This window comes from Nonomuraea sp. NPDC051298, from assembly GCF_055586305.1.
In genome coordinates, this window is sequence record NZ_JBVJIM010000003.1 from 161,676 (window position 1) to 186,465 (window position 24,790).

Here is a 24,790-nt window from a genome sequence, read left to right on the forward strand (position 1 = left end):
AGGCTTGATGGCCACAGCTCCCCACGCCCGCGTCGCCGCCGACATCAGGCAGCGCGTCGCCGACGGCCGCCTCCGTCCCGGCGAGCGGGTGCCCTCCACCCGGCAGCTCGCCCGAGACTGGGGCGTCGCCCTCGCCACCGCCGCCAAGGCGCTGACCCTGCTGGCGCGGGAGGGCGTCGTGGTCGCCGAGCCCCGGGTGGGCACCGTCGTGGCCGAGCGCAGGGGCGTACGGGCCCGACCGGCGCCGTCCGGCGGCGAGCTGACGCGCGAGCGCGTCGTCAGGGCCGCGATCGAGATCGCCGACGCGGAGGGCCTGCCCGAGCTGACCATGCGCGCCGTCGCGGGACGGCTGGGCGTGGCCACCATGTCCCTCTACCGTCACGTCGGCGGCAAGGACGACCTGGTCATGATGATGGTCGAGGCGGTGATCGAGAAGTTCGCGCTGCCCGCCGAGCCGCCCGAGGGGTGGCGGGCGCGGCTGGAGGTCTCGGCCCGGGTCCAGTGGGCCGGCTACCGCGCCCACCCGTGGATGGCCGGGGTCACCTCGCTGACCCGGCCGCTGCCCTCACCCGCCCTGCTCAGGCACACCGAATGGGTGATGGCGGCGCTGCGGGACACGGCGCTCGACGCGGTGGCCAAGATGCACGTGCACACGCTGCTCTACAGCTACGTGCAGGGGATCGCGGCCAACCTCGAACTGGAACGGCGGGCGCGGGCCGCCACCGGGCTGACCGCCGACGAGTGGATGAGCAGGCAGGAGGAGCACCTGGGCTGGATCACGCGGTCGGGGCGCTACCGGGCCTTCGCCGGGGTCGTGGCGGAGCTGGACGGGGACTTCGACCTCGACCTCGACGTGCTCTTCGAGTTCGGCCTGAAACCCCTGCTCGACGGCCTCGCCTCCGTGATCGGGCCCCGCTGACCAGCCTGCGCCCGGCAGGCGGGGGTCAGCCGGAGATCTGGATGCGGAGGCGGCGAAAGCCGCGCCCCTTGCTCTCGATCTTGGCGACCCTGATGTGCCCGATCTGCTTCGTGGAGGCCACGTGGGTGCCGCCGTCGGCCTGGGTGTCGAGGCCCACGATGTCGACGACGCGCACGTCCTGGACGGTCTCCGGCACCAGGTTCGTGGCGGTGCGGATGATGTCGGGGATCGCGAACGCCTCGCCCCGGGGCAGCACCTTGACGTCGATGCGCCGGTCGGCCGTGATCTCGGCGTTGCAGGCGTCCTCGACGGCCTGCTTGAACCCCGGCGGCACCTCAGGCAGGTCGAAGTCCATGCGCGCGCTGAGCGGGTCCATGTTGCCGCCGGTGACCAGGCAGCCATAGTCCCTGAACACCACGCCGCACAACACGTGCAGCCCCGAGTGCGTACGCATCAGCGCCGAGCGCCGCTCGTCGGCCACCGCGCCCTCGACCACGGCCCCCACCGGCGGGATCGGATCGCCCTCGGCCGGGATCAGGTAGAGATCGTCCCCTTTGCGCGCTCCGACGATGCGCGTTTCGACACCCTGCCAGATCAGAACCCCGTGATCCGCCGGTTGCCCGCCGCCGCCCGGATAGAATGCCGATCGGCTCAGCACGATTCCCTCGGGCGTGGAGTCCAGCACGACGGCCTCGAAGTCGCGCAGATTCTGGTCGGACAATTCCAGGCGTCGCGTGCGCCCGTGGAGATCGTCGCTCATATCGGCAGCCTAGCGCCCTGAGGTGGTCATGCATGGCCTGACGCGGTTCGCCCTGCTGATCGCGATGCTGTCCGGATCGGCGTGCGGCAGCACCTCGGCGGGGGGCGCGGTGCCGCCGCCCCCCGCCGAGCGGGAGACGCCGGTGGTGATGTTCGTCGGCGACAGCTTCACGGTCGGGTCGGGCCCGGTGCCACGCCGTCAGTCGTACGCCTCGCAGACCGCCCGGCTGCTGGGCGGCCTGCCGGTCATCGCCGGCGCGAGCGGCACCGGCTTCTGCAACGAGGGCCGGGCGGGCCGCACGTTCGAGCGTTCGTTCGAGGTGGAGCTGGCCTGGCGTCCGGCGCCCGGTCTGCTGGTCATCTCGGGTGGCCACAACGACCGCCGCTGCGGCGCCGCTCAGGTGCGCGAGGCGGCCGTACGCCTGCTGGCTAAGGTGCGTACGCACTGGCCGGACACCCGCACCGTCGTCGTGGGCCCGATCTTCATGGGCAGGACGCCGAGGAAGGCGTACGCGGTGCGCGACGCGCTGGCGCAGGCCGCCGAGGTGGCGGGGTGTCGTTCCTCGACCCCCTGGGCGAACGCTGGCCGCCGGGGGCGACCCTGCCCGACGGCGTGCATCCCACGCTCGCCGGGCACGAGAGCATCGCCGCCTGGTTGGCGGGCGAGCTGGCGTGACCTACCAGGGCCCGTACGGGCCGCTGCCGCCCCGGCCGCCCATGCCCTTGACGGCGGGCTTGACGTCCACGATGTAGATCGTGGCCGCGATGACCGCCACGATCGAGAACAGTCCGAGCCCGATGCCGAGGAACATGGCACCGCCGACCTGGATGAACGCATCGAGGTAACTGAGCGCCCCGGCGGCAGAGAACAGCGTGGCCAGGCCGAGGATCAGCAGCCACAGGTTCTTCTTCAGCTTGCCCGCCGAGATGAACGCCGCGGGCTGCACCCGCAGCGCGTGCACCAGCGCGTAGACCGACATGCCCAGGATGCCCACGGCGAGCGCGAGGAACAGGAAGTTGAAGACCCCGTAGATCATCGTCATGTTGTCGTCTCCGCCCAATGCCGTGATGAATCGGCTTCAGCCTAATAGGCGGCCCGCTCACGCGGGCACCCCTGAACGAAAAGGCCCGTCTCCCGGACGGAGACGGACCTTCGGGACGGCGTCAGACCTTGGCCTTCGTCGTGCGGGTCTTCCTGGCCGGCTGGGCGGGCCTGGCCTTCTCCGACACCTCTTCGAGTTCGAGGGCGGCGTCGCCGCTCGTCTTGCTGACGACCCGGCGACCGCGGGTGGCGAAGTCCTCGTAGACCTCGGTGGCCCTGTGGCTGAGCTGGTCGGCGTAGCCGCGGGCCTTGTCGGGGAACTCCCTGGCGAAGCCCTCGGCCTTGTCGGCGTATTCGCGGGCCTTGCCCGGCAGCTCCTTGGCCAGGTCGTAGCGGCGCGACTGGAGCTTCTGGAGCTGACCGGGCAGCTCGCGCAGCTTCTCGACGGCGAAGTCGCCGACGCCTGCGACCGCGTAGAACGGCTTGGACTCGGTGAGCTTCCTGACTTCGGTGGCGAGCGTCATGGGTTAACCTTCCTTGGTTTCGTGTGTGGCGTCGCTGTCGCCCGAGTGCGCCGCGAAGGGCTCGAGAGCGGCGAGAAACTCCTCGGGCAGCGGCTCGTCGTCCGCCTCGGAGTCGTGCCGGGGGTGAGCGTTCTGGGAGGTCTGCTCATCCTCGGCGGGATTCTCCTTGCGGAACGAGTCGTAGATGTCGATCAGCACTTGGCGTTGCCGCTCGCTGAGATTCGCGTCGGCCCTGATCGCGGTGATCACGTCGCTCGGCGGCTCGCGGTCCTCGATAAGGCCCGCCTGCACGTAGAGCGCCTGTGAGGAGATGCGCAGACCTTTGGCGATCTGGTTGAGGATCTCCGCGCTCGGCTTGCGCAGGCCGCGCTCGATCTGGCTCAGGTAGGGGTTGGACACCCCGGCCGCCGCGGCGAGCTGGCGCAGCGAGATCTTCGCCTGCTGCCGCTGCTCGCGGATGTATTCACCGATCGAGCCGACTTTGGGTAGTGCCATACCTCTAGTCTGCCTCGCAGTGCTTGCTTTTGCAAACACAGCGATTAACAGGAGCAAGCGTCAGAGCTGGATGACCCACAGGAACGGGGCGCTGGTGACCAACGTCACCGACAGCGCGATGAAGCCGTAGCGGACGGACGCGGCCAGCTCGGGGCCCGGCTTGATCAGGCGGTCCACCCTGGCCATGACGTTGTGGACGTGCACGCCCAGCATGCCGTGGGGCGTCGGCATGGCCCCGGCGGTGCCGAACCGCAGCAGCGCCGTGGCCAGCCTGCGCGGCGAGCAGTAGCGGCGGGCCCGGTCGTCGGCGGCCATCTCGATCAGCAGCTCGACCTGCGCCTGCGCGTCGGCCACCACCTTCGACCAGGGCAGCGCCCTGCGCAGCGCGGCGAACGGCAGCAGCACCAGGTCGTGCCGCTCGCGTACGTGCGCCGCCTCGTGCGCCAGGACGGCCTCCAACTCGCCCTCGGACAGCAGCTTGAGCGCGCCCTCGCTGACCACGACCTGCGAGCGCAGCCCGGGCACGCAGTAGGCGGCGGCGCTGGGATGCGCCAGCACCCGCACGCCCGGCACGCCGGGGTCGTCGTGGGAGATCAGCGCCAGCAGCATCCGGTGCCTGCGCCGGGCCCGCAACGCCTGCACGCCCGCGGTGAGCAGCACCGCGATCAGCACGGCCAGCGCGGTGAGCCCCGCGATCAGGGCCAGCACGTGCAGCGGGTCCCACGCCTGCGCGGGAGCCTCGCCCTGCGCGAACGCGATCAGCCCGGGCAGGACGCCGACCCCGTAGGGCTGGACGGCGTAGGCGAGCATCGCGCCCGTGGTGGCCAGCCCCCAGGACACGCCGAGGGACTGCCAGAGAATGATGGCCAGCCGGGGGGCCCGCGAGGTCCAGCGGGCCGTGGTGAAACGCCAGGAGCCGACCGCGCACGCTGTGGCGAGCGCTGCCAGGGCCGCTGCCGTGATCACTCTTCCTCCAGCTCCGTGAGGGCTCTGCGCAGGATCTCCGCCTCGGTGCCCGACACGGCTTGGGCGAAGCGGGTCAGGGCGGCCGAGCGGTCGCCCGTCAGGTCCAAGGCTTCCAGCATAAGCTCGGCGATGTACGCGTCACGGCTTTCGGCCGGCTGATATCTCCACGCGCGGCCGTCGCGGCTGCGCTCGAGGAAGCCCTTGCGGGTGAGGCGGTCGAGAACGGTCATGACCGTGGTGGGGGCGAGGTCGCGGTCGGCGATCAGCCTGCCGACCTCGCGGGCGGTCAGCGCGCTGCTCTCCGCCCAGAGGATGTCCATGATGCTGCGCTCAAGCTCGCCAAGACCCTTCACGTCATTCAGACTAGCTCTACAACCTGTCGAGCTGGCATTCGGGTGCCACGACTTCTTCACGTCGGGGTCGACGTGAAGTCCCGCAATCTTTTCATGACCGACGGCTGACCGTCTTTTTGCGGTACGCGCTCGGCGAAGGCGGGGACCTCGCCGTCGCTTGCCGCTCGCGGCCCGGCACTGACACTGTCGGGGGCATGGAGATCACGCTGGTCCAGGGCGACATCACCGAGCAGCGGGCCGACGCCGTCGTGAACGCGGCCAACTCCTCGCTCATGGGCGGCGGGGGCGTCGACGGCGCCATCCACCGCAGGGGCGGGCCCGAGATCCTCCAGGAGTGCCGCGCGCTGCGGGCCTCCCGGTACGGCCGGGGCCTGGCCACCGGGCGGGCCGTGGCCACGACCGCCGGACGGTTGCCCGCCAGGTGGGTCATCCACACCGTCGGCCCCGTCCACTCGGCGTCGGAGGACCGTTCGGAGCTGCTGGCCTCCTGCTACCGGGAGTCGCTGCGGGTGGCCGAGTCGCTGGGGGCCAGGTCGGTGGCCTTCCCCGCGATCTCCACCGGCATCTTCGGCTGGCCGATGGACGACGCCGCCCGCATCGCCCTCGACGCGGTGCGGCAGTCGGGCACGGCGGTCGAGGACGTTCGATTCGTGCTGTTCGACCGTGACGCGTACGCCGCCTTCGAGGCCCGCCTCTGACGGTTCCCGCCGGGAGGCGTGCCTGCGGCGGTCAGCGGGGGTCGACGGCCGACCAGGGGAGGGTCAGCTCGCCGAGCCGCCACCGCGCGGCGCCGCCCAGCGGCGGCCGGGCCGGGACCGGCCACGACTCCGACAGCAGCCCTATCGCGGCCAGCCACCGCTGCCGCCGCCCATGAGCCCCGTAAGGGGCGCTCACCGCCCAGGCGCGGTCGAAGTCGCTCAGGAACGCGTGAATCCGCTCACCCGGCACGTTCCGGTGGATGAGCGTCTTGGGCAGCCGGTCGGCCAGGTCGGAAGGTCGTTCGAACGCCTCGAAACGGGCGGAGAACGTGATCGTCTCCGGCCCGCCGGGCGAGAGCCCCACCCAGACGGCCCGCCGCCCGTTCTCGGACGAGGTGCCCTCGACCAGGACGCCGCCGGGGGCCAGGCCGGCGCGGAGCACGTCCCAGTAGTGCCACGCCTCGTCCTCGTCGTACTGCCGCAGCACGTTGAACGCGCGTACCAGCGTGGGCGGGCGCGGGACGGGCAGCTCGAAGCCGCCGAGCCGGAAGCTCAGCCCCTCCCGCCCGTACGGCTCGGCCAGCGCCACCCGCGCCGGGTCGATCTCGATGCCCACGACCTCCACGCCCGGCGCCACCCGGCGCAGGCGGGTGAACAGCTCCAGCGTCGTGGTGTGCGAGGCGCCGTAGCCGAGGTCGACCACGAGCGGCCGGCCGGCCGAGCGCAGCAGGCGGCCGTGCACGGCGGCGATCCAGCGGTCGCCGCGCCGCAGCCGGTTGTGGCCGGTCGTGCCCCGCGTGACCGCCCCGACCGGCCTGCCCGCCGCCCTCCCCGACCCGCTCACCCGCGCGGGGCTCCCACCGGCTCAGCCACTGACGCGGTGCACCTTGTGCTGGGCGGCCTGGGCGCGGGGGCGGATGACCAGGCGGTCGATGTTCACGTGGAAGGGCCGGGTGACGGACCAGGCGATCGCGTCGGCCACGTCGTCGGAGGTCAGCGGGCCCGGCACGCCCTCGTAGACGCGGGCCGCGGCCGCCTCGTCGCCCCTGAACCTGGTGACCGCGAAGCCCTCGGTCCGCACCATGCCCGGCGCGATCTCGACGATCCGCACCGGCTGCCCGACCAGCTCCAGGCGGAGCGTCTCGGCCATCGAGCGCTGCGCGTGCTTGGCCGCGACGTAGCCGCCGCCCCCCTCGTACGCGCTCAGCCCGGCCGTCGAGGTGAGCATCACCAGCACGCCGTCCCCCGACTCGACGAGCTTGGGGAGCAGCGCCTGGGTCACGCGCAGGGAGCCGAGCACGTTCACGTCGTACATCCGCTGCCAGTCGTCCAGCCGCCCCTCGGCCACCGGCTCCATGCCGAAGGCGCCTCCGGCGTTGTTGACCAGCACGTCGCACCGCTCCAGGGACGCGGCCAGGGCGTCCACCGACTCCTGCGCGGTCACGTCGAGCGTCACCGGCCTGATCGAGGGGACCTCCGCGGCCAGCCGGTCCAGCCGGTCGCGGCGCCGGGCGCCCGCCACCACCTCGAACCCCTCGGCGGCGAGCCGTCGCGCGGTCGCCTCCCCGATCCCGCCGCTCGCACCCGTCACCACTGCCGTCTTCCGCATGCCCCACATCCTGCCAGGAGGAAACAGTGGCGGTCATGCACCCCCGGTTGTCACCGTTTGACGGGAATGTCGAAAAAATCGGGATGGTTGTAAAGCGTTTGGAGGTGGTGTCGAGTGAGGCGACGACGGGTCAACCGGGTCGCGACCATCAGCATGCACACATCGCCGCTGGACCAGCCCGGAACGGGCGACGCCGGCGGCATGAACGTGTACATCGTCGAGTCGACCAAGCTACTGGCCCAGCTCGGCGTGGAGGTGGAGATCTTCACCCGGGCCACCGCCCGCGACCTGCCGCCCGTGGCCGAACTCGCCCCCGGCGTGCTCGTACGACACCTCACGGCCGGCCCGTACGAGGAGATGGACCGCGCAGACCTGCCCGGCCAGCTCTGCGCGTTCCTGTCGGGGGTGCTGCGAACGGAGGCCATGTACGACCCAGGCCGCTACGACGTCATCCACTCCCACTACTGGCTGTCCGGCCAGGTCGGCTGGCTGGCCAAGGAGCGCTGGGGTGTGCCCCTCGTCCACACCATGCACACCATGGCCAAGGTCAAGAACCGGCTGCTCGCCCAGGGCGACCAGCCGGAACCCCCGGCCCGCGTGGTCGGCGAGCAGCAGGTCGTCGAGATCGCCGACCGCCTCGTCGCCAACACCGCCGACGAGGCCCGCGACCTGATCGAGCTGTACGGCGCCGCCGAGCAGCGGGTCGCCGTCGTCAACCCCGGCGTCAACCTCACCGTCTTCCAGCCCGCCTCCCAGGGCGCCGCCCGGCGCCGGCTCGGCCTCCCGCAGGACGCCCATGTCCTGCTCTTCGTCGGCCGCGTCCAGCCGCTCAAGGCCCCCGACGTGCTGCTGCGGGCCGCGTCCAGGATGCTCATCGACGACCCGTCGCTCCGCGGCCGCCTGGTGGTCGCCTGCGTGGGCGGCCCCTCGGGCAACGGCCTGGCCCAGCCCTCGCGGCTCACCGACCTGGCCGCCGAACTCGGGATCTCGGACGTCGTCCGCGTCGTGCCCCCCGCCCCCCAGGAAGAGCTGGCCGACTGGTACCGGGCGGCCTCGGTCACCGTCGTCCCCTCCCACAGCGAGTCGTTCGGGCTGGTGGCGCTGGAGTCGCAGGCGTGCGGCACGCCGGTGGTCGCCGCCGCGGTCGGCGGGCTGCGTACGGCGGTCAGCGACGGGGTGTCCGGGCTGCTCGTGGACGGCCACGACCCGGCCGACTGGGCGCTGGCGCTGCACCGCCTCGTCGCCGCGCCCCGGCTGCGCGACCAGCTCTCGGCGGGCGCGCGTACGCACGCGGCGGCGTTCGGCTGGCAGGCCACGGCCGCGCGCCTGATGGACGCGTACGCCGCCGCCATCGCGAACCTGCACAAAGTCCCCGTGGCCGTGTCGAACTTCTGACCCCCGTCCCGGTCCGTGGCGGCCTTTGTCGTGGTTTTCACCGCGTTCCCTGTTGTGGGCGGCCCCTATTGTGGTCGGCATGCGCGATGTCGTCGAAGCCGCGCTCAAGGCCGCGGACGTCTCCTACGACGAGCCGCGGCCGGGGGCGTTCCTCGCCAGACTGCCAGGACAGCACAAGCTCGCCACCATGGTCTGGCTGATCGTGGGCGAGCGGGTGCTGCACATCGAGGCGTTCTTCTGCCGTCAGCCCGACGAGAACCACACCGAGTTCTACCGCTGGCTGCTCGGCAGGAACGGCTCGATGTACGGGGTGCACTTCTCCCTCGACCCGGCGGGCGACGTCTACCTGGTGGGGCGGACGCCGTTGACGGCCGTCACGGAGGAGGAGATGGACCGGCTGCTGGGGTGCGTGCTGACGTACTCGGACGAGTGGTTCGACCGCGCGCTGGAGCTGGGGTTCGCGTCGTCGATCAGGCGGGAGTGGGAGTGGCGCGCCAAGCGCGGCGAGTCCCTCGCCAACCTCCAGGCGTTCGCCCGCTTCGCCGACCCCGACCGCTGAGCCGACCCCAGCCTGCCCGCACTCGCGCGAACCATAGGATTGGCCGCATGGCGACTTTGGTGCTGCTTAGGCACGGCGAGAGTGATTGGAACGCGAAGGGCCTGTTCACCGGTTGGGTGGACGTGAGCCTCTCGGCCAAGGGCGAGGACGAGGCCCGCCGCGGCGGCAAGCTCCTCCAGGAGACCGGGCTGCGCCCGGACGTCGTCCACACCAGCCTCCTCACCAGGGCCATTCAGACGGCCCAACTGGCGTTGGCCGAGGCGGACCTGCGCTGGCTCCCCGTGAAGCGTAGCTGGCGGCTCAACGAGCGCCACTACGGCGCCCTCCAGGGCAAGAACAAGGCCCAGACGAGGGAGGAGTTCGGCGACGAGCAGTTCATGCTGTGGCGGCGCTCCTACGACGTGCCCCCGCCCCCCATCGCGGACGACGACGAGTTCTCCCAGGCCGGCGACCCCCGTTACGCCCTGCTGCCGCCGGAGCTGATGCCCCGTACCGAGTGCCTGAAAGACGTCGTCGACCGCATGCTCCCCTACTGGTACGACGAGATCGTCCCCGATCTGGCGGCCGGCCGCACGGTGCTGGTGGCGGCCCACGGCAACTCGCTGCGCGCCCTGGTCAAGCACCTCGACGGCGTCGGCGAGCAGGAGATCGCCGGCCTCAACATCCCGACGGGCATCCCGCTCCTGTACGAGCTGGACGCCGACTACCGGCCGACCACCCCCGGCGGGCGCTACCTCGACCCCGAGGCCGCGAAGTCCGCCATCGAAGCCGTGGCCAACCAGGGCCGCTGACGCCTCCGGGCATCCCTGCCTGTGTGAGCCGACGGGGGGCGGCTCACACAGGCCGGGGAGCCGCCCGAACCGGCACACGAAACATCCCTGCCCGGTCCGGCGGGGCGGGCAGGGATGGTCTGGGGAGATGGCGGCGGCGGGAAGTCGGGGCGTTCGCCTCACGGACCTCCCACCGGCCTGTTAACTTGGGCGAGCCCCGGTGACCAGGTAGACCACGTCATGGGCGACCCGCACCGCATGATCCGCGTACCGCTCGTAATACCGGCCGACCAACGTGATGTCGATCGCCGGCTCCACCCCATGTTGCCAATCCTTGGCCAGGATGTTCCTGAACAGCTTCCGGTGCAACCGGTCCATCGCGTCGTCGTCCTGCTCGAGCTCCAGGGCGGATTCGACGTCGCGCGAGGCCACGCAGCTCCCGGCCTTGGTGACCAGGTTCTCGGCGATCTGCCCCATCTCGAGGATCGTGGAGCGCAACGCGGGCGGGATGGCGGAGTCGGGGTGCCTCAGCCGCGCCACCTTGGCCACGTGCACGGCCAGGTCGCCCATCCGCTCGAGGTCGGTGCCCATGCGCAGCGCCGTGATGACCATCCGCAGGTCCACCGCGACCGGCTGCTGCCTGGCCATGAGATCGAAGATCGACGACTCGACGTCGGCGAAGATCGCGTTCACCTCCTCGTCGCGGGAGATGACACTCTCGGCGAGCTGGAGATCGGCGTCGAGGAGAGCCGTCGTGGCACGGGAGATGGCCGAACGGACAAGGCGGGTCATCTCAACCAGCTTGTCGGTCAGTAAATCAAGTTCCTCATGGTACGCGTCGCGCATGTTGTCACACTACGGGGCAGCCAATGAACGAACCCCTACAGCAAGATGAACTTTCCAGGAAAGGGCCGTTCATCCCCTGATGAGGGGGTCTGTCCCTGCGGAAACGCCACCTACCATCGGAGGCATGAGTGAGATGGCCATGAGCTTCGCGGCCCTGGCCGGGTTCGTGGTGGGCGCGCTGGCGGTCCTGTTCTACCGGAACCAGATCGAGGCCCCGAGCCGCGCCGCGGCGACGGACGGTGTGGAGACCGGTGCCGCGCTGCCCCAGGGCGTGGCGTCCGTGCTCGCCGTGCTGCCCTCGTCCGCCGTGGTGCTCGACGCCCACGACCGTGTCCTGCGCGCCAGCTCGGCTGCCCGCGCGTTCGGACTGGTCAAGGGCGACCGGCTGATGGCCGCTGAGCTGCTCGCGCTGGCGCGGCAGGTACGCCGCGACGGCGAGATCCGCGAGAGCGAGATCGACGTCGCCGGGCACAAGTTCGGCCAGGAGACCACCAACTTCGCCGTCCGCGTGGCGCCACTCGGCTCGTACGGCCAGGTGCTGGTGCTCGCGGAGGACCAGACCGAGCGGCGCCGGGTCGAGGCGGTGCGCCGCGACTTCGTCGCCAACGTCAGCCACGAGCTGAAGACCCCGGTCGGCGCCATGAGCCTGCTGGCCGAGACGATCCAGGACGCCGCCGACGACCCCGAGGCGGTCAGCCGCTTCGCCGGGCGCATGCAACTCGAGGCCGCCCGGCTCAACTACCTCATCCAGGACCTGATCACGCTCAGCAGGATCCAGGGCGCCGAGCCCATCCCCACGCCGGGCCAGGTCTCCATCGACGAGTCCATCCAGGACGCCATCGACCACTGCAACACCAGGGCGTCCGCGAAGGACATCGCGCTGGTCACCGGAGGTTCGGAGGGCCTGCGCATCTGGGGCGACGACGAGCTGCTCGTCACCGCCCTGCGCAACCTGATCGACAACGCCGTCGCCTACAGTCCCGAGCACACGAGGGTCGTCGTCAGCGTGCGGCCCGCGGGCGACACCGTCGAGATCAGCGTCAGCGACCAGGGCATCGGCATCCCGGAAGAAGCGCTCGAACGCATCTTCGAGCGGTTCTTCCGCGTCGACGCGGCCCGTTCGCGCATCACCGGCGGCACCGGGCTCGGGCTCGCCATCGTCAAGCACGTCGCCGCCGCGCACGCCGGCGAGGTGTCAGTCTGGAGCAAGGAAGGGTCCGGCTCCACCTTCACGCTCCGCCTGCCCGCCTTCGGCGGGTCGGCGGTGGCAGTACCACCCTCGATTCCCCTGGAGGCAGCCTCGTGACCGAGCGAAGCGAAGGAACCATTGGACGCGGCACTCTCCGAGTCATGAGGCCGGCGGAGGAGGGCTCATGACCCGGGTTCTCGTCGTGGAGGACGAGGAGTCCTTCTCCGACGCCCTGTCCTACATGCTGCGCAAGGAGGGCTTCGAGGTGTCGGTCGCCGCGACCGGGCCCGAGGCGCTCGACACGTTCGACCGCAACGGTGCCGACCTGGTGCTGCTCGACCTGATGCTGCCCGGCCTGCCCGGCACGGAGGTGTGCCGCTCGCTGCGGCAGCGCTCCAAGGTCCCGGTCATCATGCTCACGGCCAAGGACAGCGAGATCGACAAGGTCGTGGGCCTCGAACTGGGCGCCGACGACTACGTCACCAAGCCGTTCTCCTCGCGCGAGCTGGTGGCCCGCATCCGCGCGGTCCTGCGCCGCCAGGGCGACGTCGTGGAGGAGCTGGAGACGGCCGTGCTGGCCGTCGGCCCGGTGCGGATGGACGTCGACCGCCACGTCGTCGCCGTCCGCGGTGAGCAGGTACAGCTCCCGCTGAAGGAGTTCGAGCTGCTGGAGGTGCTGCTGCGCAACGCGGGGCGGGTGCTGACCAGGGGCCAGCTCATCGACCGCGTCTGGGGCGCCGACTACGTGGGCGACACCAAGACGCTGGACGTGCACGTCAAGCGGCTGCGCGCCAAGATCGAGTCCGACCCGTCGAACCCGCGCTGCATCCTGACCGTGCGCGGCCTGGGCTACAAGTTCGACGCGGTCGAGGAGTGAGAAACCCCGGTACCGAAGCGGTACCGGGGTTTCCGCACGTCCTCGTTCAGGCGTGACTCGGTCGGGTGTGACGCGGTCAGTGGGCCTCTTCCGCGGGCGCGGACGGCGTCGCGGAGGGCGTGGGCGCCGGCGTGGCGCCCGGTGCCGGCGGGTACTCCGCGAACTCGCGGCTGCGCGTGACCACAGGCACGTTCATGGACACGACGCCGGCGTTGGCGAACTGGAGGTCCAGCTTGATCGTCTCGCCGCCCCTGAGGCTCTTGGAGATCGACTCCAGCATGAGCTGCGGGGTGGGCTTGCCGGTGTTGACGAGCTGGTTGCTCGGGAGCTGGATCGGGGCCGTGACCTTCACCGAGCCCAGGGTGCCGGCGGAGACGGCCTGGAGGGTGTCGGGGGCGCCCGTGTTGAGGATGTTCAGGTAGATGGGGGCCGAGCCGCGCCAGGGGAGCTGGGCTCCGGAGTCGGGGCCGAGGATGAACGCCTGAGGGATGTTGATGCCGCTCTGGTTACCGTACTTGCCCTTCTCGATCAAGGCTTGCGCTTCGTTCGGTGCGTACGGCTTGTTGGTGGTGGCGTCGAATCCAGCCCCGCAGCCCGCGAGCACGGGCGCGGCCAAGAACGCGGCTGCTACGACAATCCAGCGACGGCTGGTCACGGGCGGGTTCTCCTTGGTCTTGCGCAGGTGTCGCGCGTGCGTGATGGGCAGCGCCCACCATATCCACCCCAATGCAAGGTCATATCCACACCCCCGCAGGTCATTCGCTATGTCCAGAAATGCGATTCATACTGTTGCGTGCTTGTCAAGCCCCAATATGCGCCCTTGACCTGCAGTTATGAGGATTTCACTGTTCCGGGAGGCTGTGGATGCGTGGTACCCTGGAGTACAGCGGAAGGGGTACTTGTCACATGACTTTCCAGGTCGGCGACACTGTCGTCTACCCCCACCATGGGGCTGCTCGGATCGAAGCAATCACGACGCGATCCATCAAGGGTGAGGAAAAGACCTACCTGGTGCTCAAGGTCGACAAGGGCGACCTTACCGTCCAGGTGCCAGCCGAAAACGCGGAACTCGTCGGTGTGCGCGATGTTGTCGGCCAGGAAGGCCTTGAGCGGGTTTTCGATGTCCTTCGCATGCCGCACACGGAAGAGCCGACCAACTGGTCTCGTCGTTACAAGGCCAATCTGGAGAAGCTCGCCTCCGGCGATGTGAACAAGGTCGCCGAGGTGGTTCGGGACCTGTGGCGGAGAGACCGTGAGCGTGGTCTGTCCGCGGGCGAGAAGCGTATGCTCGCCAAGGCTCGTCAGATCCTGGTCAGTGAGTTGGCCCTGGCCGAGAAGACCAATGAGGACAAGGCCGAGGCCCTTCTCGACGAGGTTCTCAACTCCTGAACACGAATCTTCCACGGGTGGGCGTCGGGGTCGACGTCCACCCGTTCGCTTCTGACGACTCAGGGCGCGAGCTGAGCCTCGCGGGCCTGCGCTGGCCGGACGAGATCGGGCTCGAGGGTCACTCCGACGGCGACGCCGCCGCCCACGCCGCGTGCGACGCGCTGCTGTCCGCGGCCGGGCTGGGCGATCTGGGGCGGCTGTTCGGCACCGCCGACCCGCGCTGGAAGGGGGCCTCGGGCGCCGCGCTGCTGGAGGAGACCGCGCGCCAGGTCCGCGCCGCCGGGTTCGAGATCGGCAACGTGGCCGTCCAGGTGGTCGGCAACCGTCCCAAGCTGGCGCCGCGCAGGGAAGAGGCCGAGAAGGCCCTCAGCGCGGCCGTAGGGGCCCCTGTGAGCGTCTCCGCCACCACTACCGACGGTCTGGGCCTGACCGGCCGTGGCGAGGGCGTGGCGGCCATCGCGACCGCACTGGTGGTCAACCTTTCCTGAACGCCGGGCGTCTCATGGAGGGATACGTGAGGGTGTCCCGGCGGGCCGTCGTCCAGCCCGTCGAATTCGGAGGCGGCGGTTCGTCACTGGCGCGGTACGGGCCGCCGCCTTCCCAAGGGTAGTTTGCCGCCCTGAGGGTACGTTTCCTCACGACATGTGAACGTCTTCGGGGGGAGCTACACATGATCGGCGCGATCATTTCCGCGATAATCATCGGCGCCGTCATCGGCGCGCTGGCCCGGCTGCTGGTGCCGGGCAGGCAGAACATGTCCGTCGGCCTGACCATCATCGTCGGCATCGTGGCCGCACTGATCGGCACGCTGATCGCGTCGGCGGTCGGCCTGACCCACACCAGAGGGATCAACTGGCTCGAGCACCTCATCCAGCTCGTCCTGGCCATCGTCGGTGTGCTCCTCGTGACGCGCCTGGGCATCGGGCGTCTCGGGCGCGGCGGACGCAGCGGAAAGACCCCGACCTGACCTGTCCCGCTCCTTCGCCAACGTCGGCGGACGAACCCCGTAGATGGGGCAGCGACCTCCCCGTGAGAGTGAACCAGTCACCCTTCCGGGGAGGTTTCATGTCGTGACCCGTTGAACCCACCGTTTACCGCCGTCACGATCGGCGTCCCCCGCCGCCCCTCTCGCCGTCCCTTTCTGCCCTGCGTCGCGCTCTTGCGTCCCTCTCTGCGTCCCTCTCGCCATCGCGATCGGCGCCGCGATCGGCTTGATCGGACCCCTGCTGCTGCCCGGCAGGCGGGACGTGGGGGCAAGTGGGATGTGCGGGGAGGCGGGATGTGGGGGGCAGGTGGGATTGTGCCGGGAGGCGGGATGTGCGGGCAGGTGGGACGTGTGAGCAGGCGGGAGGCGTGGCCCGCCCGGGGCTCGGTTCTCGGGCGGGAGGCGTGGGCCCGCCTGCGGCCGTTCTCGGGCGGGTCTTCCTGCCTCTGAAGGGCTCGCTTCTCCGGCTCGCCTCTCAGGCGCGGCCCTCCGGCTCGGTTCTGCGGCTCGGCTCTCCGGCGGTTGGTCTCGCGGCACTTCACCTGAGAGACGTTTGACCTGGGGGCGCTTGGCCTGGTCAACGTTCGAGCTGAGGGGCGCTTGGCCTGGTGCCCGTTCGAGCTGGGGGGACGCTTGGCTTGGTGGTCGTTCGAGTTGGGGCGGTCAGCTTTCTTGCGGTCAGTCTTCCGGGGGGCGGGGGGTGCTGCGCAGGCGGCCGGAGGGGGCCGGGGTGTCGTCGTGGATCACCGGGTGAGGGGCGGTGTCCTCCAACTCGTCGGCGTTCGTGCGCGTGTTCGTGGTCACGGCGGCGGCCGCCACGAGTTCCTCCCCGTCGGCGGCCTCAGGGCCGTGCTCCGGGTCGGGGGCGTCGTCGTCGATGACGGGGTGCGGCTGGGTGTCGGCGTCCCTGTCGCTCTCGTCGCCTGGGCGGGGGTGGACCAGGACGTCGGTCGGCTTGACGCGGTCGCCCCAGCGGACGGGGCGCGTCGGAGGTTCGGGGCGTGGTTCGGGGCGTGGCTCGGGGGCGGGCTGCCGCACCCGGCCGAGTGGTGGTGGTTGGTCGAGTGATCGTTCCAGGTCGAGCCGTGGGGCGGGAGCGGGTGCCGCTTCCCGGACGGGCTGTGGGTCGGGCTCCGGCCGAGACGCGGGCTGAGACTCCGGCTCAGGCTCAGGCTCAGGGTCCGGTTCGGGCTCGGGCAGCGGCTCCGGCTGCGGGTGGGAGCGCGGTTCGGGCTGGGGTTCGGGCTGCGGGTGGGGCTCCGGCGCGCGCTCGGACTCCGCGCGTGCGGGGTCGGTGTGTCGGGGCTCCGGATCGCGTTCGGCTTGGTGCCCAAGCCCAGGTCGGGGGGCAGGCCCAGGTTGGAGGTCAAGCTCAGGCCGGGGGTCAAGCCCGGGCTGGGCGTCGCGTTCGGAGTGGGGACTGCGTTCGGGCTGGGGTTCGCGTGCGGCTTCGGCGTGGGAGGCGCGTTCGGGCTGGGGGGCCGGCTCGGGGTGTTTGTCCTCCTCCTGCACCGGCCACTCGGACACGCGCGCCGAGATCGACGGCGTCTCGGGGGCGGTCGTGGGGCCGACCAGCGGTGTGGGCGCCAGGACGGGCGGCGGGACCTCCGCGTGGAGCCGGGGCGGTGTCCCGGCGTGTGGCTGGGGGCGGTGGAACGGCACGATGTCCAGCTCCGCGGCACGGTCGTCGTCCTCGGCACCGCCCGCGGCGCGGCGGGCCTGTACGTGCTTGATCAGCAGTAACCACAGCCACAGCGCCAGGGACAGCATGACCCAGGGCGCCAGGGCCACGCCCACGGCCGTCTGCAGTGGGTCGAACGTGACGCGCAAGGCCGCCGCCACGTTCGCCGCCGCTGCCGCCACGATGAGCAGGGCCAGCACGAACGCGGCCTGCAGACGCACCAGCAGCCGGGCCGGGCGCAGCAGCAGCACGCCGATCAGTGCCACCACCAGCAGTGCGTCGTAGGCCGCCGGGTAGACGAAGGCCAGGTTGGGGCTGGCCGCACCGGCGAGCGCCAGCGTACGCAGGTCGTCGAAGGAGAGCGCGCACGCGGCCCCGGCGAGGGCGGCGACGGCGAGCCCCGCCAGGGCGATGCCCAGGCGACGAAGCAGAGAGGGGGGTGTCACGTCCATGGCAGTTTCGAGCCTACAGAAGAATAGGGCCGAGACCGATCAAGGGAGGCACCTTATGGGCGAGCTGTCGGAAGATGTCCGCAAACTCCTGGACGCGCCGAATTATGCGACGGTGACGAGTCTGAACCCGGATGGCGGGCCGCAGTCGTCGGTCGTGTGGGTGCGTACGGACGGTGACGACGTGCTCTTCTCGACCGTCGAGGGGCGCAGGAAGCCCCGGAACTTCGAGCGTGACCCGCGGGCGAGCCTGCTGGTCATCGATCCCGCGAATCCGTACCGCTACGTGGAGATCCGCGGTCGGGTGACGTTGACGCCCGACCCCGAGGGCGCGCTCATCGAAGAGCTGTCGCAGAAGTACCGAGGGCTCCCATGGGAGGACAAGCCGGGCGCCGAGCGGCTCATCGTGCGTATCTCGCCTGACAAGGTGTACTTGCGAGGCTGATTTATCGACGTGATGACGCCGCCGAGGCGTTAGCCTTGCCGTTGTGAGCCTGCACATCTACGACACCAGCACGCGCGCCATCCGTGAATTCGTTCCGGTCGAAGCCGGCCGGGCGTCGATTTACCTGTGTGGGGCAACCGTGCAGGCTCCTCCGCATATCGGACATATCCGGTCGGGCGTGAACTTCGACGTGCTCAGGCGCTGGCTGACGCGTTCCGGGTACGACGTGATGTTCTGCCGCAACGTCACGGACATCGACGACAAGATCATCAGGGTGTCGGCCGAGGAGAGCGTGCCCTGGTTCGTCGTGGCCGAGCGTAATCAGCGGGCCTTCACCTGGGCCTACGACACGCTGGGCTGCCTGCCCCCGACCGTCGAGCCGCGCGCCACGGGCCACGTGCCCGAGATGATCACGCTGATGGAGCGGCTGATCGAGCGCGGGCACGCGTACGCGTCGGGGGGCGACGTCTACTTCGCCGTGCAGTCCTACGCCGACCGCTATGGCTCGCTGTCCAACCAGAAGCTGGAGAACATGCGGGCGGCGGCCGACACCGACGACGAGTCGTGCAAGCGCGACCCGCGCGACTTCGCCCTGTGGAAGGGCGAGAAGCCGGGCGAGCCGACATGGCCGACGCCGTGGGGTCCTGGGCGGCCCGGCTGGCACCTGGAGTGCTCGGCCATGGCGACGAAATACCTGGGCTCGACGTTCGACATCCACGGTGGCGGGATCGACCTGATCTTCCCGCACCACGAGAACGAGATCGCCCAGTCGCAGGCGGCCGGAGACGGCTTCGCTCGCTACTGGATGCACAACGGCATGCTCAAGATCGGCGCCGAGAAGATGAGCAAGTCGCTCGGAAACTCGCTGCTGATCCCCGAGATGGTGCAGAAGGTGCGGCCCGTGGAGCTGCGCTACTACCTGGCGGCGCCCCACTACCGCTCCTCGATCGACTACTCGGAGGAGGCGCTGCAGGAGGCTGCGGCGGCGTACCAGCGGATCGAGGGGTTCGTGACGCGGGCCGCCGAGGTCATCCACGACGTCGACGCCGACGCGCCGCTGCCGCAGGCGTTCTCCGACGCGCTCGACGACGACCTGGGCACGCCGCAGGCGCTGGCGGTCGTGCACGAGGTGGTGCGCGAGGGCAACGTGGCGCTGTCCCGGGGCGACAAGGAGGCCGTGGCGCGACTCCTGGCCGAGACCCAGAACATGCTCGACGTGCTGGGCCTCGACCCGCGTTCGCCGCAATGGCGCGGCGCGGGGTCCGACCTGTCGCCGATCGTGGACGCCCTGGTGGCGGTGGCGCTCGAGCAGCGCAAGGCGGCCAGGGAGCGTAAGGACTACACGGCCGCCGACGCGATCAGAGACCAGCTCACGGCGGCGGGGATCACGGTGGAGGACACTCCGCACGGGGCTCGCTGGGAGCTCACCCGCCAGTAGCAGCCGGCTCTTTGCGGGCAGTTTGCGGTGTGGGCCGAGGTGGCCGATCTCCCGAGTACCCTAGATGTCATGGCAGCAGGCGGTAGGGCTTCGGGCAGGCCCGCGAAGAAGAAGGGCCCGTCCAAGGGCGCCGGAGGGCAGGGCCGCCGGGCACTCGAGGGCCGGGGCGCGACGCCGCCTGCCGAAATGCGGCATTGGTACAAAGACAAGGCCCGCACCCAGCGCATCGCCAGGGAGGAGCACGGGGGCGAGCGGCGCGCTGCTCCTGTCAGGTCGCAGCGGCGCTCTGACGACGCCCCCGAATACATCGGCGGTCGCAACCCGGTGCTGGAGGCGCTGCAGGCGGGGGTGCCGTGCACCGCTCTTTACGTCGCCCAGCGCATCGACAACGACGACCGCGTACGCGACTCCATCAAGATCGTGGCTGAGCGCGGCATCGCCCTGCTCGAGGTCACCCGCGACAAGCTCGACCGCTTGACGGAGGGCGCCGTTCACCAGGGGGTGGCCCTCCAGATCCCGGCGTACGAATACGCGCACCCCGCGGAGCTGGTGGAGCTCGCCCAAGACGCCGCCGAGGTGCCGCTGATCGTCGCCCTCGACTCGGTCACCGACCCCCGCAACCTCGGAGCCATCGCCCGCTCCGCCACCGCCTTCGGCGCCCACGGCCTGCTCATCCCGTCCCGCCGCTCGGCCGGCGTCACGGGCGGGGCCTGGAAGACGTCCGCCGGCACGCTGGCGAACCTCCGCGTGGCCCGCGCCTCCAACCTGACGGCGGCGCTACGCGAATACCGCGACGCCGGGCTGTTCATCGTCGGCCTCGACGGCAGCAGCGACATCGACCTCGACCACGTCGAGCTGCTGTCCGAGCCGCTGGTGGTGGTCGTGGGCTCGGAGGGCAAGGGCCTGTCGCGCCTGGTGCGTGAGCAGTGCGACGTGGTGACCCGCATCCCGATGCGAGCGGCCGCCGAGTCGCTCAACGCGGGGGTGGCGGCGGGGGTGGCGCTGTATGAAGTGGCTCGTCACAGGCGTCCCTAGCGTCTACACTGGTAGGCCGTGCCGACGTAGCTCAATCGGCAGAGCATCTGTCTTGTAAACAGAAGGTCAGGGGTTCGATTCCCCTCGTCGGCTCTGCAACAAGCGGCCCCTGAACTGGTGATTCCGGCTCAGGGGCTTCGTGTTTGTCAGGACAGTGCACGCGGCGACGGCGGGGTGCGACGAAGAGCGGCGGTTACCAGGATGCCGCTTCGACGACGATGTAGCGGGTCACAGCGTCCGTCGGGTAGAAGGCGCTGTCGCCGCTGAATGTGACGTTGTACGAGTACCTGCCGGGCGCCGCAGGCGTGTCGGTGAAGCCGAACGAGCCGTCACTGGTCGGCGTCACCGCGGGCAGAGGGGTGACGACCGAACCGTCCGGGCTGATCACCTCGCGATTCACCTGCAATGTGGTGCCCGGTGGGGGAGCCTGACCGGCAAGATCCAGGACACCGTTGATCTGCAGCGGCTGGCCGACGATGCCCGTCCTGGGTGCGGACAAGGTGATTTCGGGATCGTTCCTGGACACCTCGACAGTCGCCGTCTTCCCGCTCCACCGGATCTCAGGACCGCCGTCCCAGACCACGTCATAGGTGATCGTCCCCGTCCTCGGAGGGGCGTCGGTGACGGTGAACGTGCCGTCCGGTTCGGTCGCGAACCCGGGGAGCGTATCGCTGGTGCCGCCGGGCAGCCGGCGGGTCACCACGAGCGGCTGCCCGCCTGGTGCCGCACCGCCGGGCAGCGAGAGCCGACCGGTCATGGTGATGGGCGCGAACGCCTTACCCGTGGCCGGAGCCGTCAGGGTCAGGGTGGACTCCTCAAGAGTCGCACCGTGCACGCGCCACAGGAATCGGCCACTTTTCGTGGAATTCTCCAGCACACCGAACAGATCGGTGCCGGAGAAGGCGAGACTTCCCGGAAGCAGGTCCCCGGTCGGGTTGCCGTAGCAGTGGGTCCTCTCCTCCGTCGCTGTGTCGTACAACGCGAGTGATGCCGGATAGACGGACGAACGCGCTGCGGCGAGGCGGGTGCCGTCCGCGCTGACCGCGACGGACGCCGGCCAGCCGGTGAAGTCCTGTTCGGGGCCGTAGGCGTGCACCCGAGCCAGGGTGGTGGCGTCCCAGGCGTCGAATTGGTACGGACTGGCCATCGCGGTGATGATCGTTGAGCCGTCCGGCGTGACAGTGAGGTCGTGCAGCACGCTCAGGTGGTGGTCGTGACCGGAGATCGTGCCACGAGAAGTTACCGAGGCGCCGTTCACGTCGTACACGTACAGGCTGGTGGGGCTGACTCCTTGATCGCCGACCACCAACGTGTTCCCGGCCGCCGCGACCATGGGGGCGAAGGCGGTGCGGATCGCCGCTGGTTCGGGCTGTGGTGCTGCGGCCGACACGTCGAGGCTGAGGACGCTGCCCTGGTGCCCACCGCAGCCGTAGCCGACCCACAGGCGGGTGCCGGACAGCGACAGAAACTTCGGGCACGGGTGCGCGGACAGATCGATCCGCCTCAGGATGGTGAGATCCCCGGTGTCGATCTCGGCGATCTCGCGCGCATCGGGCAGAGCGGCGTAGAGGCGGCTACCGTCGGGGGTCACGGCGAGGCTGGTCACCCTGGACACGTCGGTGATGGCGCTCGTGAGCTCGCCCGCGGTGTTGGCGACGACAATACGATCGTCCGCGGCGACGAAGACCTTGCCGCCGCCCACGGCCACATCGGCGCTACCGGTGATGGCGCCGAGTGGCGTTGTCGCATCGGCGGCCGTGGCGGGACTCCCGAGGGCGGTCGTGAGGCTGGCAGCCAGGGCGAGGACACTGCCGATGACGGTCAGTCGGCGGCTTAATCGGGTGATCAGCGGTCCGTTGGATAAACGCATGTAGCCTCCAGAAAGCATCATGGGAACGTACGTTCGATAACGGTGGCAGCCTTGCCGAGATTATCGGCACCCCTCAAGCAATTCCCATGATCAGGTTTGTTGGCGGAGCCGTCGAGATGGCGCCGACGTTGTCGCCGCCGAGTTCACGCCGCTCGACCTGCCCAGCGACACGACCACCCTGCGGACCAGGCAGCTCAGCTCGGGAACCACCTACGACTTCAAGGTCGTCGGCGTCAACGCGGGCGGCGAGGGGCCGGCGAGTAACGTGGCGAGCGCCACGGTCGCCATGCGTCCGCCCGGCGGTCCGGCGGGCCTGACCGCGACCGCCGGGACCGACGGCACGATCAAGCTCACCTGGAAGGCGGTCGAGCGGGCCGGTGCGTACTGGGTCCACCGGCGCGACGTCACCTCTGGGCAGACGGACTTCGCCAAGTTGGACGCCCCCGTCGATACCACGACAGCCACGGTGGACCGGCTGATCAGCGGCAACACCTACGAGTTCAAGGTGACGGCGGTCGGCGACGGAGGCGAGGGCCCGGCCGGCGACGTGGCGAAGGCGGTGGCCGACGTGCCGCCGCCTGCCTCGCCCACGGGCGTCGCCGCGACGGCCGGCGACGGGAAGGTCACGATCACCTGGCAGGCCGTGCGGACCGCCGGTACCTACTGGGTCTACCAGCGCGACGTCACCGCCGGGGAGAGCACGTTCGTCAAACTCGCCTATCCCGCGTTCGAGCCTCGTGCTGAGCTGGGCCTGCTGACCAACACGCACACCTACGAGTTCAAGGTGACCGCCGAGAACGCGGGCGGCGAGGGCGAGGCGAGCGCGGTGGTGAGCGCCCGGCCGCTGCCGCCGCTGCCGCCGAAGGCCACCGGGCTGACCGCGACCCCGCAGCCCGACGGGAGGGTCGACCTCACCTGGACGGCCATCGACGGCGCCTTCTACTGGGTCTCCTACCGCGACGTCACGGCGGGAGAGACGGCGCTGCGGAGGTTCGAGTATCCCGCGACCACGGCGCAGGCCCAGGTGGGGCCTTTCACGGGCGGGCACGAGTACGAGTTCGCCCTCGTCGGGACCAATGCGGCCGGCGACGGGCCGTTGTCGGACCGGGTCCGCGTGACCGCCACGTCCGCCACTGCCACGTTGTCCAGCCCAGCCGCGCCCACGTCATCCGCTTCCACTTCAGTCGCGCGCCAGGAACTTGCCAGGGCGGCCGACTCTCTCCCCAAACCGCCGACCGGCCTGCGGGTCGACGGCACCGGCGATGGATATGTCCGGCTCGAATGGAATGCGACCCCGTCCTTCCCCGTCTACTACCAGATCCACTTCAAACCCCATGACCGCAGCGGCTGGTACGTTCTGCCGGAGACGACCCCCGCGACCATGACCAGGACAACGGTGACCGCACCCCTGTGGAACCACTTCTGGTACGACTTCCGGGTCGTCGCGGTCAACGGCGTCGGCGCGAGCAGCCCGACCAACATGGTCACAGCCATGCCCGGCCCCGGCCTCCCCCTTCCCCCGGCCGATCTGGCGTTCCTCGGCACCAGCAGCGGCTATGTGGATCTGGCCTGGGCTCCAAGTCCGACCGGTCGCGTCTACTACTGGCTGTTCTTCAAATCGGCGGACTCCAGCACCTGGTTCTATTTGCCGCTCCCGACCCTGAAGCCACGGGCGCGGATCGGCTATCCCCTGTGGAACGACCAGCCCTACGACTTCAAGGTCGTCGCGGCCAATTCCTTCGGCCAGAGTTCGGCGACCAACGTGGTGCGTGGCGGGCCGAAACTGTCCCCGCCGCAATCGCCCACCGTCTTACGCGCCGAGGGCCACCTGGGATACGTCACACTCAACTGGAACCCCAGCTCGACCCGCGACGTCTACTACTGGCTCTACTATCGCCGGACCGACCTCGCCTCCTGGAAGCGGGCGAGCTATCCCATCGTGAAGACTTCGATCACCTTCAAGTACGTTCCGTGGGGCGACTACGACTTCAAGGTGACGGCGGTGAACAGGGCGGGCAGCGCGGACAGCAATGTCGCCTTCGCCACGCTGTGGACCAGCAAACGCAGCCTCATGTACCTGATGACCCTGAACACCAAGTCCAGCCGCGACATGTTCTGGGCGGCGCGGGACGACAGCCGTTACGAGAGTTACAACTTCAACTGGAAGTCGAACGAGTGCACTCACTCGCAGACCCGTCCACCGGTGCCGTCGAAAAACCTCATCGAGCCGCCGAAACGGGTGGACTTCACCAGGGCCTGGACCCGCCATGACTTCGCATACCGGAACTACAAGCACGTCGGCTGGGACGGTTACGCCAAGAGGCAATATGCGGATCGGCTCCTCCTCGCGGATATGCACCTCGCGTGCGACAGCCAGTTGCCGCCGAATTACAACGGGTACTGCCGGGCACTTGCCTGGGTGTACTACCTGTTCGTCAGGAAGTATGCCCATTTCTGATGGACCGGTGTGAAATCCTCTGAAGAGAACGAGCGGTTG

28 protein-coding genes, 1 tRNA gene and 1 pseudogene are annotated in these 24,790 nt (G+C 70.0%); 17 read left to right on the plus strand and 13 right to left on the minus strand.

What is annotated here, in order from left to right; translation table 11 throughout:
* Nucleotides 1–7 precede the first annotated feature (7 nt).
* Nucleotides 8–919 (plus strand): TetR/AcrR family transcriptional regulator, encoded by a 912-nt coding sequence (locus tag ACZ6S0_RS10775; RefSeq protein WP_465915518.1) that lies wholly within the window; start codon nt 8–10, stop codon nt 917–919.
* A gap of 25 nt (nt 920–944) precedes the next feature.
* On the opposite strand, the gene ACZ6S0_RS10780 is transcribed toward ACZ6S0_RS10775, so the two are convergent.
* Both ACZ6S0_RS10780 and ACZ6S0_RS10785 read right to left on the minus strand, forming a co-directional pair.
* Nucleotides 945–1,679 carry an alanyl-tRNA editing protein gene (locus tag ACZ6S0_RS10780; protein ID WP_465915519.1) on the minus strand — a complete coding sequence of 245 codons (735 nt, stop codon included), beginning with the start codon at nt 1,677–1,679 and terminating at the stop codon, nt 945–947.
* A gap of 9 nt (nt 1,680–1,688) precedes the next feature.
* Entirely contained in the window at nt 1,689–1,850 is a 162-nt protein-coding gene (locus tag ACZ6S0_RS10785) for a hypothetical protein (protein WP_465915520.1), read from the minus strand.
* Between ACZ6S0_RS10785 and ACZ6S0_RS10790 the strand changes: the two are divergent.
* Together ACZ6S0_RS10790 and ACZ6S0_RS10795 are read left to right on the plus strand one after the other, a co-directional pair.
* A pseudogene (locus tag ACZ6S0_RS10790) lies at nt 1,828–2,160 on the plus strand (SGNH/GDSL hydrolase family protein); the annotation flags it as partial. The gene ACZ6S0_RS10785 and the pseudogene ACZ6S0_RS10790 sit on opposite strands and share 23 nt — an antisense overlap.
* Before the next feature lie 71 nt (nt 2,161–2,231).
* Nucleotides 2,232–2,354, plus strand: a complete 123-nt coding sequence (locus tag ACZ6S0_RS10795; RefSeq protein WP_465915521.1) for a hypothetical protein — start codon at nt 2,232–2,234, stop codon at nt 2,352–2,354.
* A 1-nt stretch (nt 2,355) separates the two neighbouring features.
* Here the strand turns inward: ACZ6S0_RS10795 and ACZ6S0_RS10800 are convergent, their stop codons facing one another.
* The 5 genes from ACZ6S0_RS10800 to ACZ6S0_RS10820 all read right to left on the minus strand — a co-directional run bounded on the left by ACZ6S0_RS10800 (nt 2,356) and on the right by ACZ6S0_RS10820 (nt 5,058).
* The gene (locus ACZ6S0_RS10800; RefSeq protein WP_465915522.1) at nt 2,356–2,721 is read right to left on the minus strand and encodes a DUF2516 family protein; all 366 of its coding nucleotides are present in this window, start codon (nt 2,719–2,721) and stop codon (nt 2,356–2,358) included.
* A 121-nt stretch (nt 2,722–2,842) separates the two neighbouring features.
* Nucleotides 2,843–3,244 (minus strand): hypothetical protein, encoded by a 402-nt coding sequence (locus ACZ6S0_RS10805; protein ID WP_465915523.1) that lies wholly within the window; start codon nt 3,242–3,244, stop codon nt 2,843–2,845.
* A gap of 3 nt (nt 3,245–3,247) precedes the next feature.
* The gene (locus ACZ6S0_RS10810; RefSeq protein ID WP_465915524.1) at nt 3,248–3,739 is read right to left on the minus strand and encodes a helix-turn-helix domain-containing protein; all 492 of its coding nucleotides are present in this window, start codon (nt 3,737–3,739) and stop codon (nt 3,248–3,250) included.
* A 60-nt stretch (nt 3,740–3,799) separates the two neighbouring features.
* Nucleotides 3,800–4,705: a M56 family metallopeptidase gene (locus ACZ6S0_RS10815; RefSeq protein ID WP_465915525.1), complete on the minus strand. Its 906-nt coding sequence runs from the start codon at nt 4,703–4,705 to the stop codon at nt 3,800–3,802.
* Nucleotides 4,702–5,058: a BlaI/MecI/CopY family transcriptional regulator gene (locus ACZ6S0_RS10820; RefSeq protein WP_465915526.1), complete on the minus strand. Its 357-nt coding sequence runs from the start codon at nt 5,056–5,058 to the stop codon at nt 4,702–4,704. Before ACZ6S0_RS10820 ends, ACZ6S0_RS10815 begins: the two co-directional genes overlap by 4 nt.
* Before the next feature lie 194 nt (nt 5,059–5,252).
* Here ACZ6S0_RS10820 and ACZ6S0_RS10825 point away from each other — a divergent pair, with 194 nt between their 5' ends.
* On the plus strand, nt 5,253–5,756 hold the full coding sequence (locus tag ACZ6S0_RS10825; RefSeq protein WP_465915527.1) for an O-acetyl-ADP-ribose deacetylase: 504 nt from the start codon (nt 5,253–5,255) through the stop codon (nt 5,754–5,756).
* Nucleotides 5,757–5,787: 31 nt separating this feature from the next.
* Here ACZ6S0_RS10825 and ACZ6S0_RS10830 read toward each other — a convergent pair whose 3' ends face one another.
* Nucleotides 5,788–6,600: a class I SAM-dependent methyltransferase gene (locus ACZ6S0_RS10830; RefSeq protein WP_465915528.1), complete on the minus strand. Its 813-nt coding sequence runs from the start codon at nt 6,598–6,600 to the stop codon at nt 5,788–5,790.
* Between the two features lie 21 nt (nt 6,601–6,621).
* Nucleotides 6,622–7,365: an SDR family NAD(P)-dependent oxidoreductase gene (locus ACZ6S0_RS10835; protein WP_465915529.1), complete on the minus strand. Its 744-nt coding sequence runs from the start codon at nt 7,363–7,365 to the stop codon at nt 6,622–6,624.
* Nucleotides 7,366–7,479: 114 nt separating this feature from the next.
* Between ACZ6S0_RS10835 and mshA the strand changes: the two genes are divergently transcribed.
* From mshA to ACZ6S0_RS10850, 3 genes are all read left to right on the plus strand, one after another.
* On the plus strand, nt 7,480–8,760 hold the full coding sequence (gene mshA / locus ACZ6S0_RS10840; protein ID WP_465915530.1) for a D-inositol-3-phosphate glycosyltransferase: 1,281 nt from the start codon (nt 7,480–7,482) through the stop codon (nt 8,758–8,760).
* 79 nt (nt 8,761–8,839) lie between these two features.
* Nucleotides 8,840–9,319: a type III secretion system chaperone family protein gene (locus ACZ6S0_RS10845; protein WP_465915531.1), complete on the plus strand. Its 480-nt coding sequence runs from the start codon at nt 8,840–8,842 to the stop codon at nt 9,317–9,319.
* Nucleotides 9,320–9,366: 47 nt separating this feature from the next.
* Entirely contained in the window at nt 9,367–10,110 is a 744-nt protein-coding gene (locus tag ACZ6S0_RS10850) for a phosphoglyceromutase (protein ID WP_465915532.1), read from the plus strand.
* Between the two features lie 180 nt (nt 10,111–10,290).
* Here ACZ6S0_RS10850 and phoU read toward each other — a convergent pair whose 3' ends face one another.
* Nucleotides 10,291–10,935, minus strand: a complete 645-nt coding sequence (gene phoU / locus ACZ6S0_RS10855) for a phosphate signaling complex protein PhoU (RefSeq protein WP_465915533.1) — start codon at nt 10,933–10,935, stop codon at nt 10,291–10,293.
* Between the two features lie 133 nt (nt 10,936–11,068).
* Here phoU and ACZ6S0_RS10860 point away from each other — a divergent pair, with 133 nt between their 5' ends.
* Both ACZ6S0_RS10860 and ACZ6S0_RS10865 read left to right on the plus strand, forming a co-directional pair.
* Complete coding sequence (locus ACZ6S0_RS10860) at nt 11,069–12,241, plus strand: sensor histidine kinase (RefSeq protein ID WP_465916123.1); 1,173 nt, start codon at nt 11,069–11,071, stop codon at nt 12,239–12,241.
* A 67-nt stretch (nt 12,242–12,308) separates the two neighbouring features.
* Complete coding sequence (locus ACZ6S0_RS10865; protein ID WP_080043325.1) at nt 12,309–13,001, plus strand: response regulator transcription factor; 693 nt, start codon at nt 12,309–12,311, stop codon at nt 12,999–13,001.
* 76 nt (nt 13,002–13,077) lie between these two features.
* Here ACZ6S0_RS10865 and ACZ6S0_RS10870 read toward each other — a convergent pair whose 3' ends face one another.
* Nucleotides 13,078–13,656 carry a copper chaperone PCu(A)C gene (locus ACZ6S0_RS10870; RefSeq protein WP_465915534.1) on the minus strand — a complete coding sequence of 193 codons (579 nt, stop codon included), beginning with the start codon at nt 13,654–13,656 and terminating at the stop codon, nt 13,078–13,080.
* Nucleotides 13,657–13,907: 251 nt separating this feature from the next.
* Between ACZ6S0_RS10870 and ACZ6S0_RS10875 the strand changes: the two genes are divergently transcribed.
* From ACZ6S0_RS10875 to ACZ6S0_RS10885, 3 genes are all read left to right on the plus strand, one after another.
* Nucleotides 13,908–14,390: a CarD family transcriptional regulator gene (locus tag ACZ6S0_RS10875; protein WP_020544658.1), complete on the plus strand. Its 483-nt coding sequence runs from the start codon at nt 13,908–13,910 to the stop codon at nt 14,388–14,390.
* A 17-nt stretch (nt 14,391–14,407) separates the two neighbouring features.
* Entirely contained in the window at nt 14,408–14,878 is a 471-nt protein-coding gene (gene ispF, locus ACZ6S0_RS10880; RefSeq protein ID WP_344872420.1) for a 2-C-methyl-D-erythritol 2,4-cyclodiphosphate synthase, read from the plus strand.
* Between the two features lie 182 nt (nt 14,879–15,060).
* Nucleotides 15,061–15,357, plus strand: a complete 297-nt coding sequence (locus ACZ6S0_RS10885) for a GlsB/YeaQ/YmgE family stress response membrane protein (protein WP_465915535.1) — start codon at nt 15,061–15,063, stop codon at nt 15,355–15,357.
* 696 nt (nt 15,358–16,053) lie between these two features.
* Here ACZ6S0_RS10885 and ACZ6S0_RS10890 read toward each other — a convergent pair.
* On the minus strand, nt 16,054–17,508 hold the full coding sequence (locus ACZ6S0_RS10890) for a DUF2637 domain-containing protein (protein WP_465915536.1): 1,455 nt from the start codon (nt 17,506–17,508) through the stop codon (nt 16,054–16,056).
* A 55-nt stretch (nt 17,509–17,563) separates the two neighbouring features.
* On the opposite strand from ACZ6S0_RS10890, the gene ACZ6S0_RS10895 reads away from it, so the two are divergent.
* The 4 genes from ACZ6S0_RS10895 (at nt 17,564) to ACZ6S0_RS10910 (ending at nt 20,516) form a co-directional block, all read left to right on the plus strand.
* Entirely contained in the window at nt 17,564–17,950 is a 387-nt protein-coding gene (locus ACZ6S0_RS10895; RefSeq protein ID WP_465915537.1) for a PPOX class F420-dependent oxidoreductase, read from the plus strand.
* 43 nt (nt 17,951–17,993) lie between these two features.
* Nucleotides 17,994–19,388 (plus strand): cysteine--tRNA ligase, encoded by a 1,395-nt coding sequence (gene cysS / locus ACZ6S0_RS10900; RefSeq protein WP_465915538.1) that lies wholly within the window; start codon nt 17,994–17,996, stop codon nt 19,386–19,388.
* Nucleotides 19,389–19,457: 69 nt separating this feature from the next.
* A complete protein-coding gene (gene rlmB, locus ACZ6S0_RS10905; RefSeq protein ID WP_465915539.1) occupies nt 19,458–20,423 on the plus strand; it encodes a 23S rRNA (guanosine(2251)-2'-O)-methyltransferase RlmB in 966 nt (321 codons plus the stop codon).
* Nucleotides 20,424–20,443: 20 nt separating this feature from the next.
* Nucleotides 20,444–20,516 (plus strand) — tRNA-Thr (locus tag ACZ6S0_RS10910).
* Between the two features lie 100 nt (nt 20,517–20,616).
* Here ACZ6S0_RS10910 and ACZ6S0_RS10915 read toward each other — a convergent pair.
* A complete protein-coding gene (locus ACZ6S0_RS10915) occupies nt 20,617–22,311 on the minus strand; it encodes a WD40 repeat domain-containing protein (RefSeq protein WP_465915540.1) in 1,695 nt (564 codons plus the stop codon).
* A gap of 247 nt (nt 22,312–22,558) precedes the next feature.
* On the opposite strand from ACZ6S0_RS10915, the gene ACZ6S0_RS10920 reads away from it, so the two are divergent.
* A complete protein-coding gene (locus ACZ6S0_RS10920; protein ID WP_465915541.1) occupies nt 22,559–24,751 on the plus strand; it encodes a phospholipase A2 in 2,193 nt (730 codons plus the stop codon).
* The last annotated feature ends 39 nt before the right edge of the window (nt 24,752–24,790 follow it).

Excerpts from the sequence above, each read along its gene's own strand:
- ACZ6S0_RS10775 (WP_465915518.1), top strand. The coding sequence starts at position 8 with ATGGCCACAGCTCCCCACGCCCGCGTCGCCGCCGACATCAGGCAGCGC.
- ACZ6S0_RS10780 (WP_465915519.1), bottom strand. The coding sequence starts at position 1,679 with ATGAGCGACGATCTCCACGGGCGCACGCGACGCCTGGAATTGTCCGAC.
- ACZ6S0_RS10800 (WP_465915522.1), bottom strand. The coding sequence starts at position 2,721 with ATGACGATGATCTACGGGGTCTTCAACTTCCTGTTCCTCGCGCTCGCC.
- ACZ6S0_RS10805 (WP_465915523.1), bottom strand. The coding sequence starts at position 3,244 with ATGACGCTCGCCACCGAAGTCAGGAAGCTCACCGAGTCCAAGCCGTTC.
- ACZ6S0_RS10810 (WP_465915524.1), bottom strand. The coding sequence starts at position 3,739 with ATGGCACTACCCAAAGTCGGCTCGATCGGTGAATACATCCGCGAGCAG.
- ACZ6S0_RS10825 (WP_465915527.1), top strand. The coding sequence starts at position 5,253 with ATGGAGATCACGCTGGTCCAGGGCGACATCACCGAGCAGCGGGCCGAC.
- ACZ6S0_RS10835 (WP_465915529.1), bottom strand. The coding sequence starts at position 7,365 with ATGCGGAAGACGGCAGTGGTGACGGGTGCGAGCGGCGGGATCGGGGAG.
- ACZ6S0_RS10845 (WP_465915531.1), top strand. The coding sequence starts at position 8,840 with ATGCGCGATGTCGTCGAAGCCGCGCTCAAGGCCGCGGACGTCTCCTAC.
- ACZ6S0_RS10850 (WP_465915532.1), top strand. The coding sequence starts at position 9,367 with ATGGCGACTTTGGTGCTGCTTAGGCACGGCGAGAGTGATTGGAACGCG.
- phoU (WP_465915533.1), bottom strand. The coding sequence starts at position 10,935 with ATGCGCGACGCGTACCATGAGGAACTTGATTTACTGACCGACAAGCTG.
- ACZ6S0_RS10860 (WP_465916123.1), top strand. The coding sequence starts at position 11,069 with ATGGCCATGAGCTTCGCGGCCCTGGCCGGGTTCGTGGTGGGCGCGCTG.
- ACZ6S0_RS10865 (WP_080043325.1), top strand. The coding sequence starts at position 12,309 with ATGACCCGGGTTCTCGTCGTGGAGGACGAGGAGTCCTTCTCCGACGCC.
- ACZ6S0_RS10875 (WP_020544658.1), top strand. The coding sequence starts at position 13,908 with ATGACTTTCCAGGTCGGCGACACTGTCGTCTACCCCCACCATGGGGCT.
- ACZ6S0_RS10885 (WP_465915535.1), top strand. The coding sequence starts at position 15,061 with ATGATCGGCGCGATCATTTCCGCGATAATCATCGGCGCCGTCATCGGC.
- ACZ6S0_RS10890 (WP_465915536.1), bottom strand. The coding sequence starts at position 17,508 with ATGGACGTGACACCCCCCTCTCTGCTTCGTCGCCTGGGCATCGCCCTG.
- ACZ6S0_RS10895 (WP_465915537.1), top strand. The coding sequence starts at position 17,564 with ATGGGCGAGCTGTCGGAAGATGTCCGCAAACTCCTGGACGCGCCGAAT.
- rlmB (WP_465915539.1), top strand. The coding sequence starts at position 19,458 with ATGGCAGCAGGCGGTAGGGCTTCGGGCAGGCCCGCGAAGAAGAAGGGC.
- ACZ6S0_RS10915 (WP_465915540.1), bottom strand. The coding sequence starts at position 22,311 with ATGCTTTCTGGAGGCTACATGCGTTTATCCAACGGACCGCTGATCACC.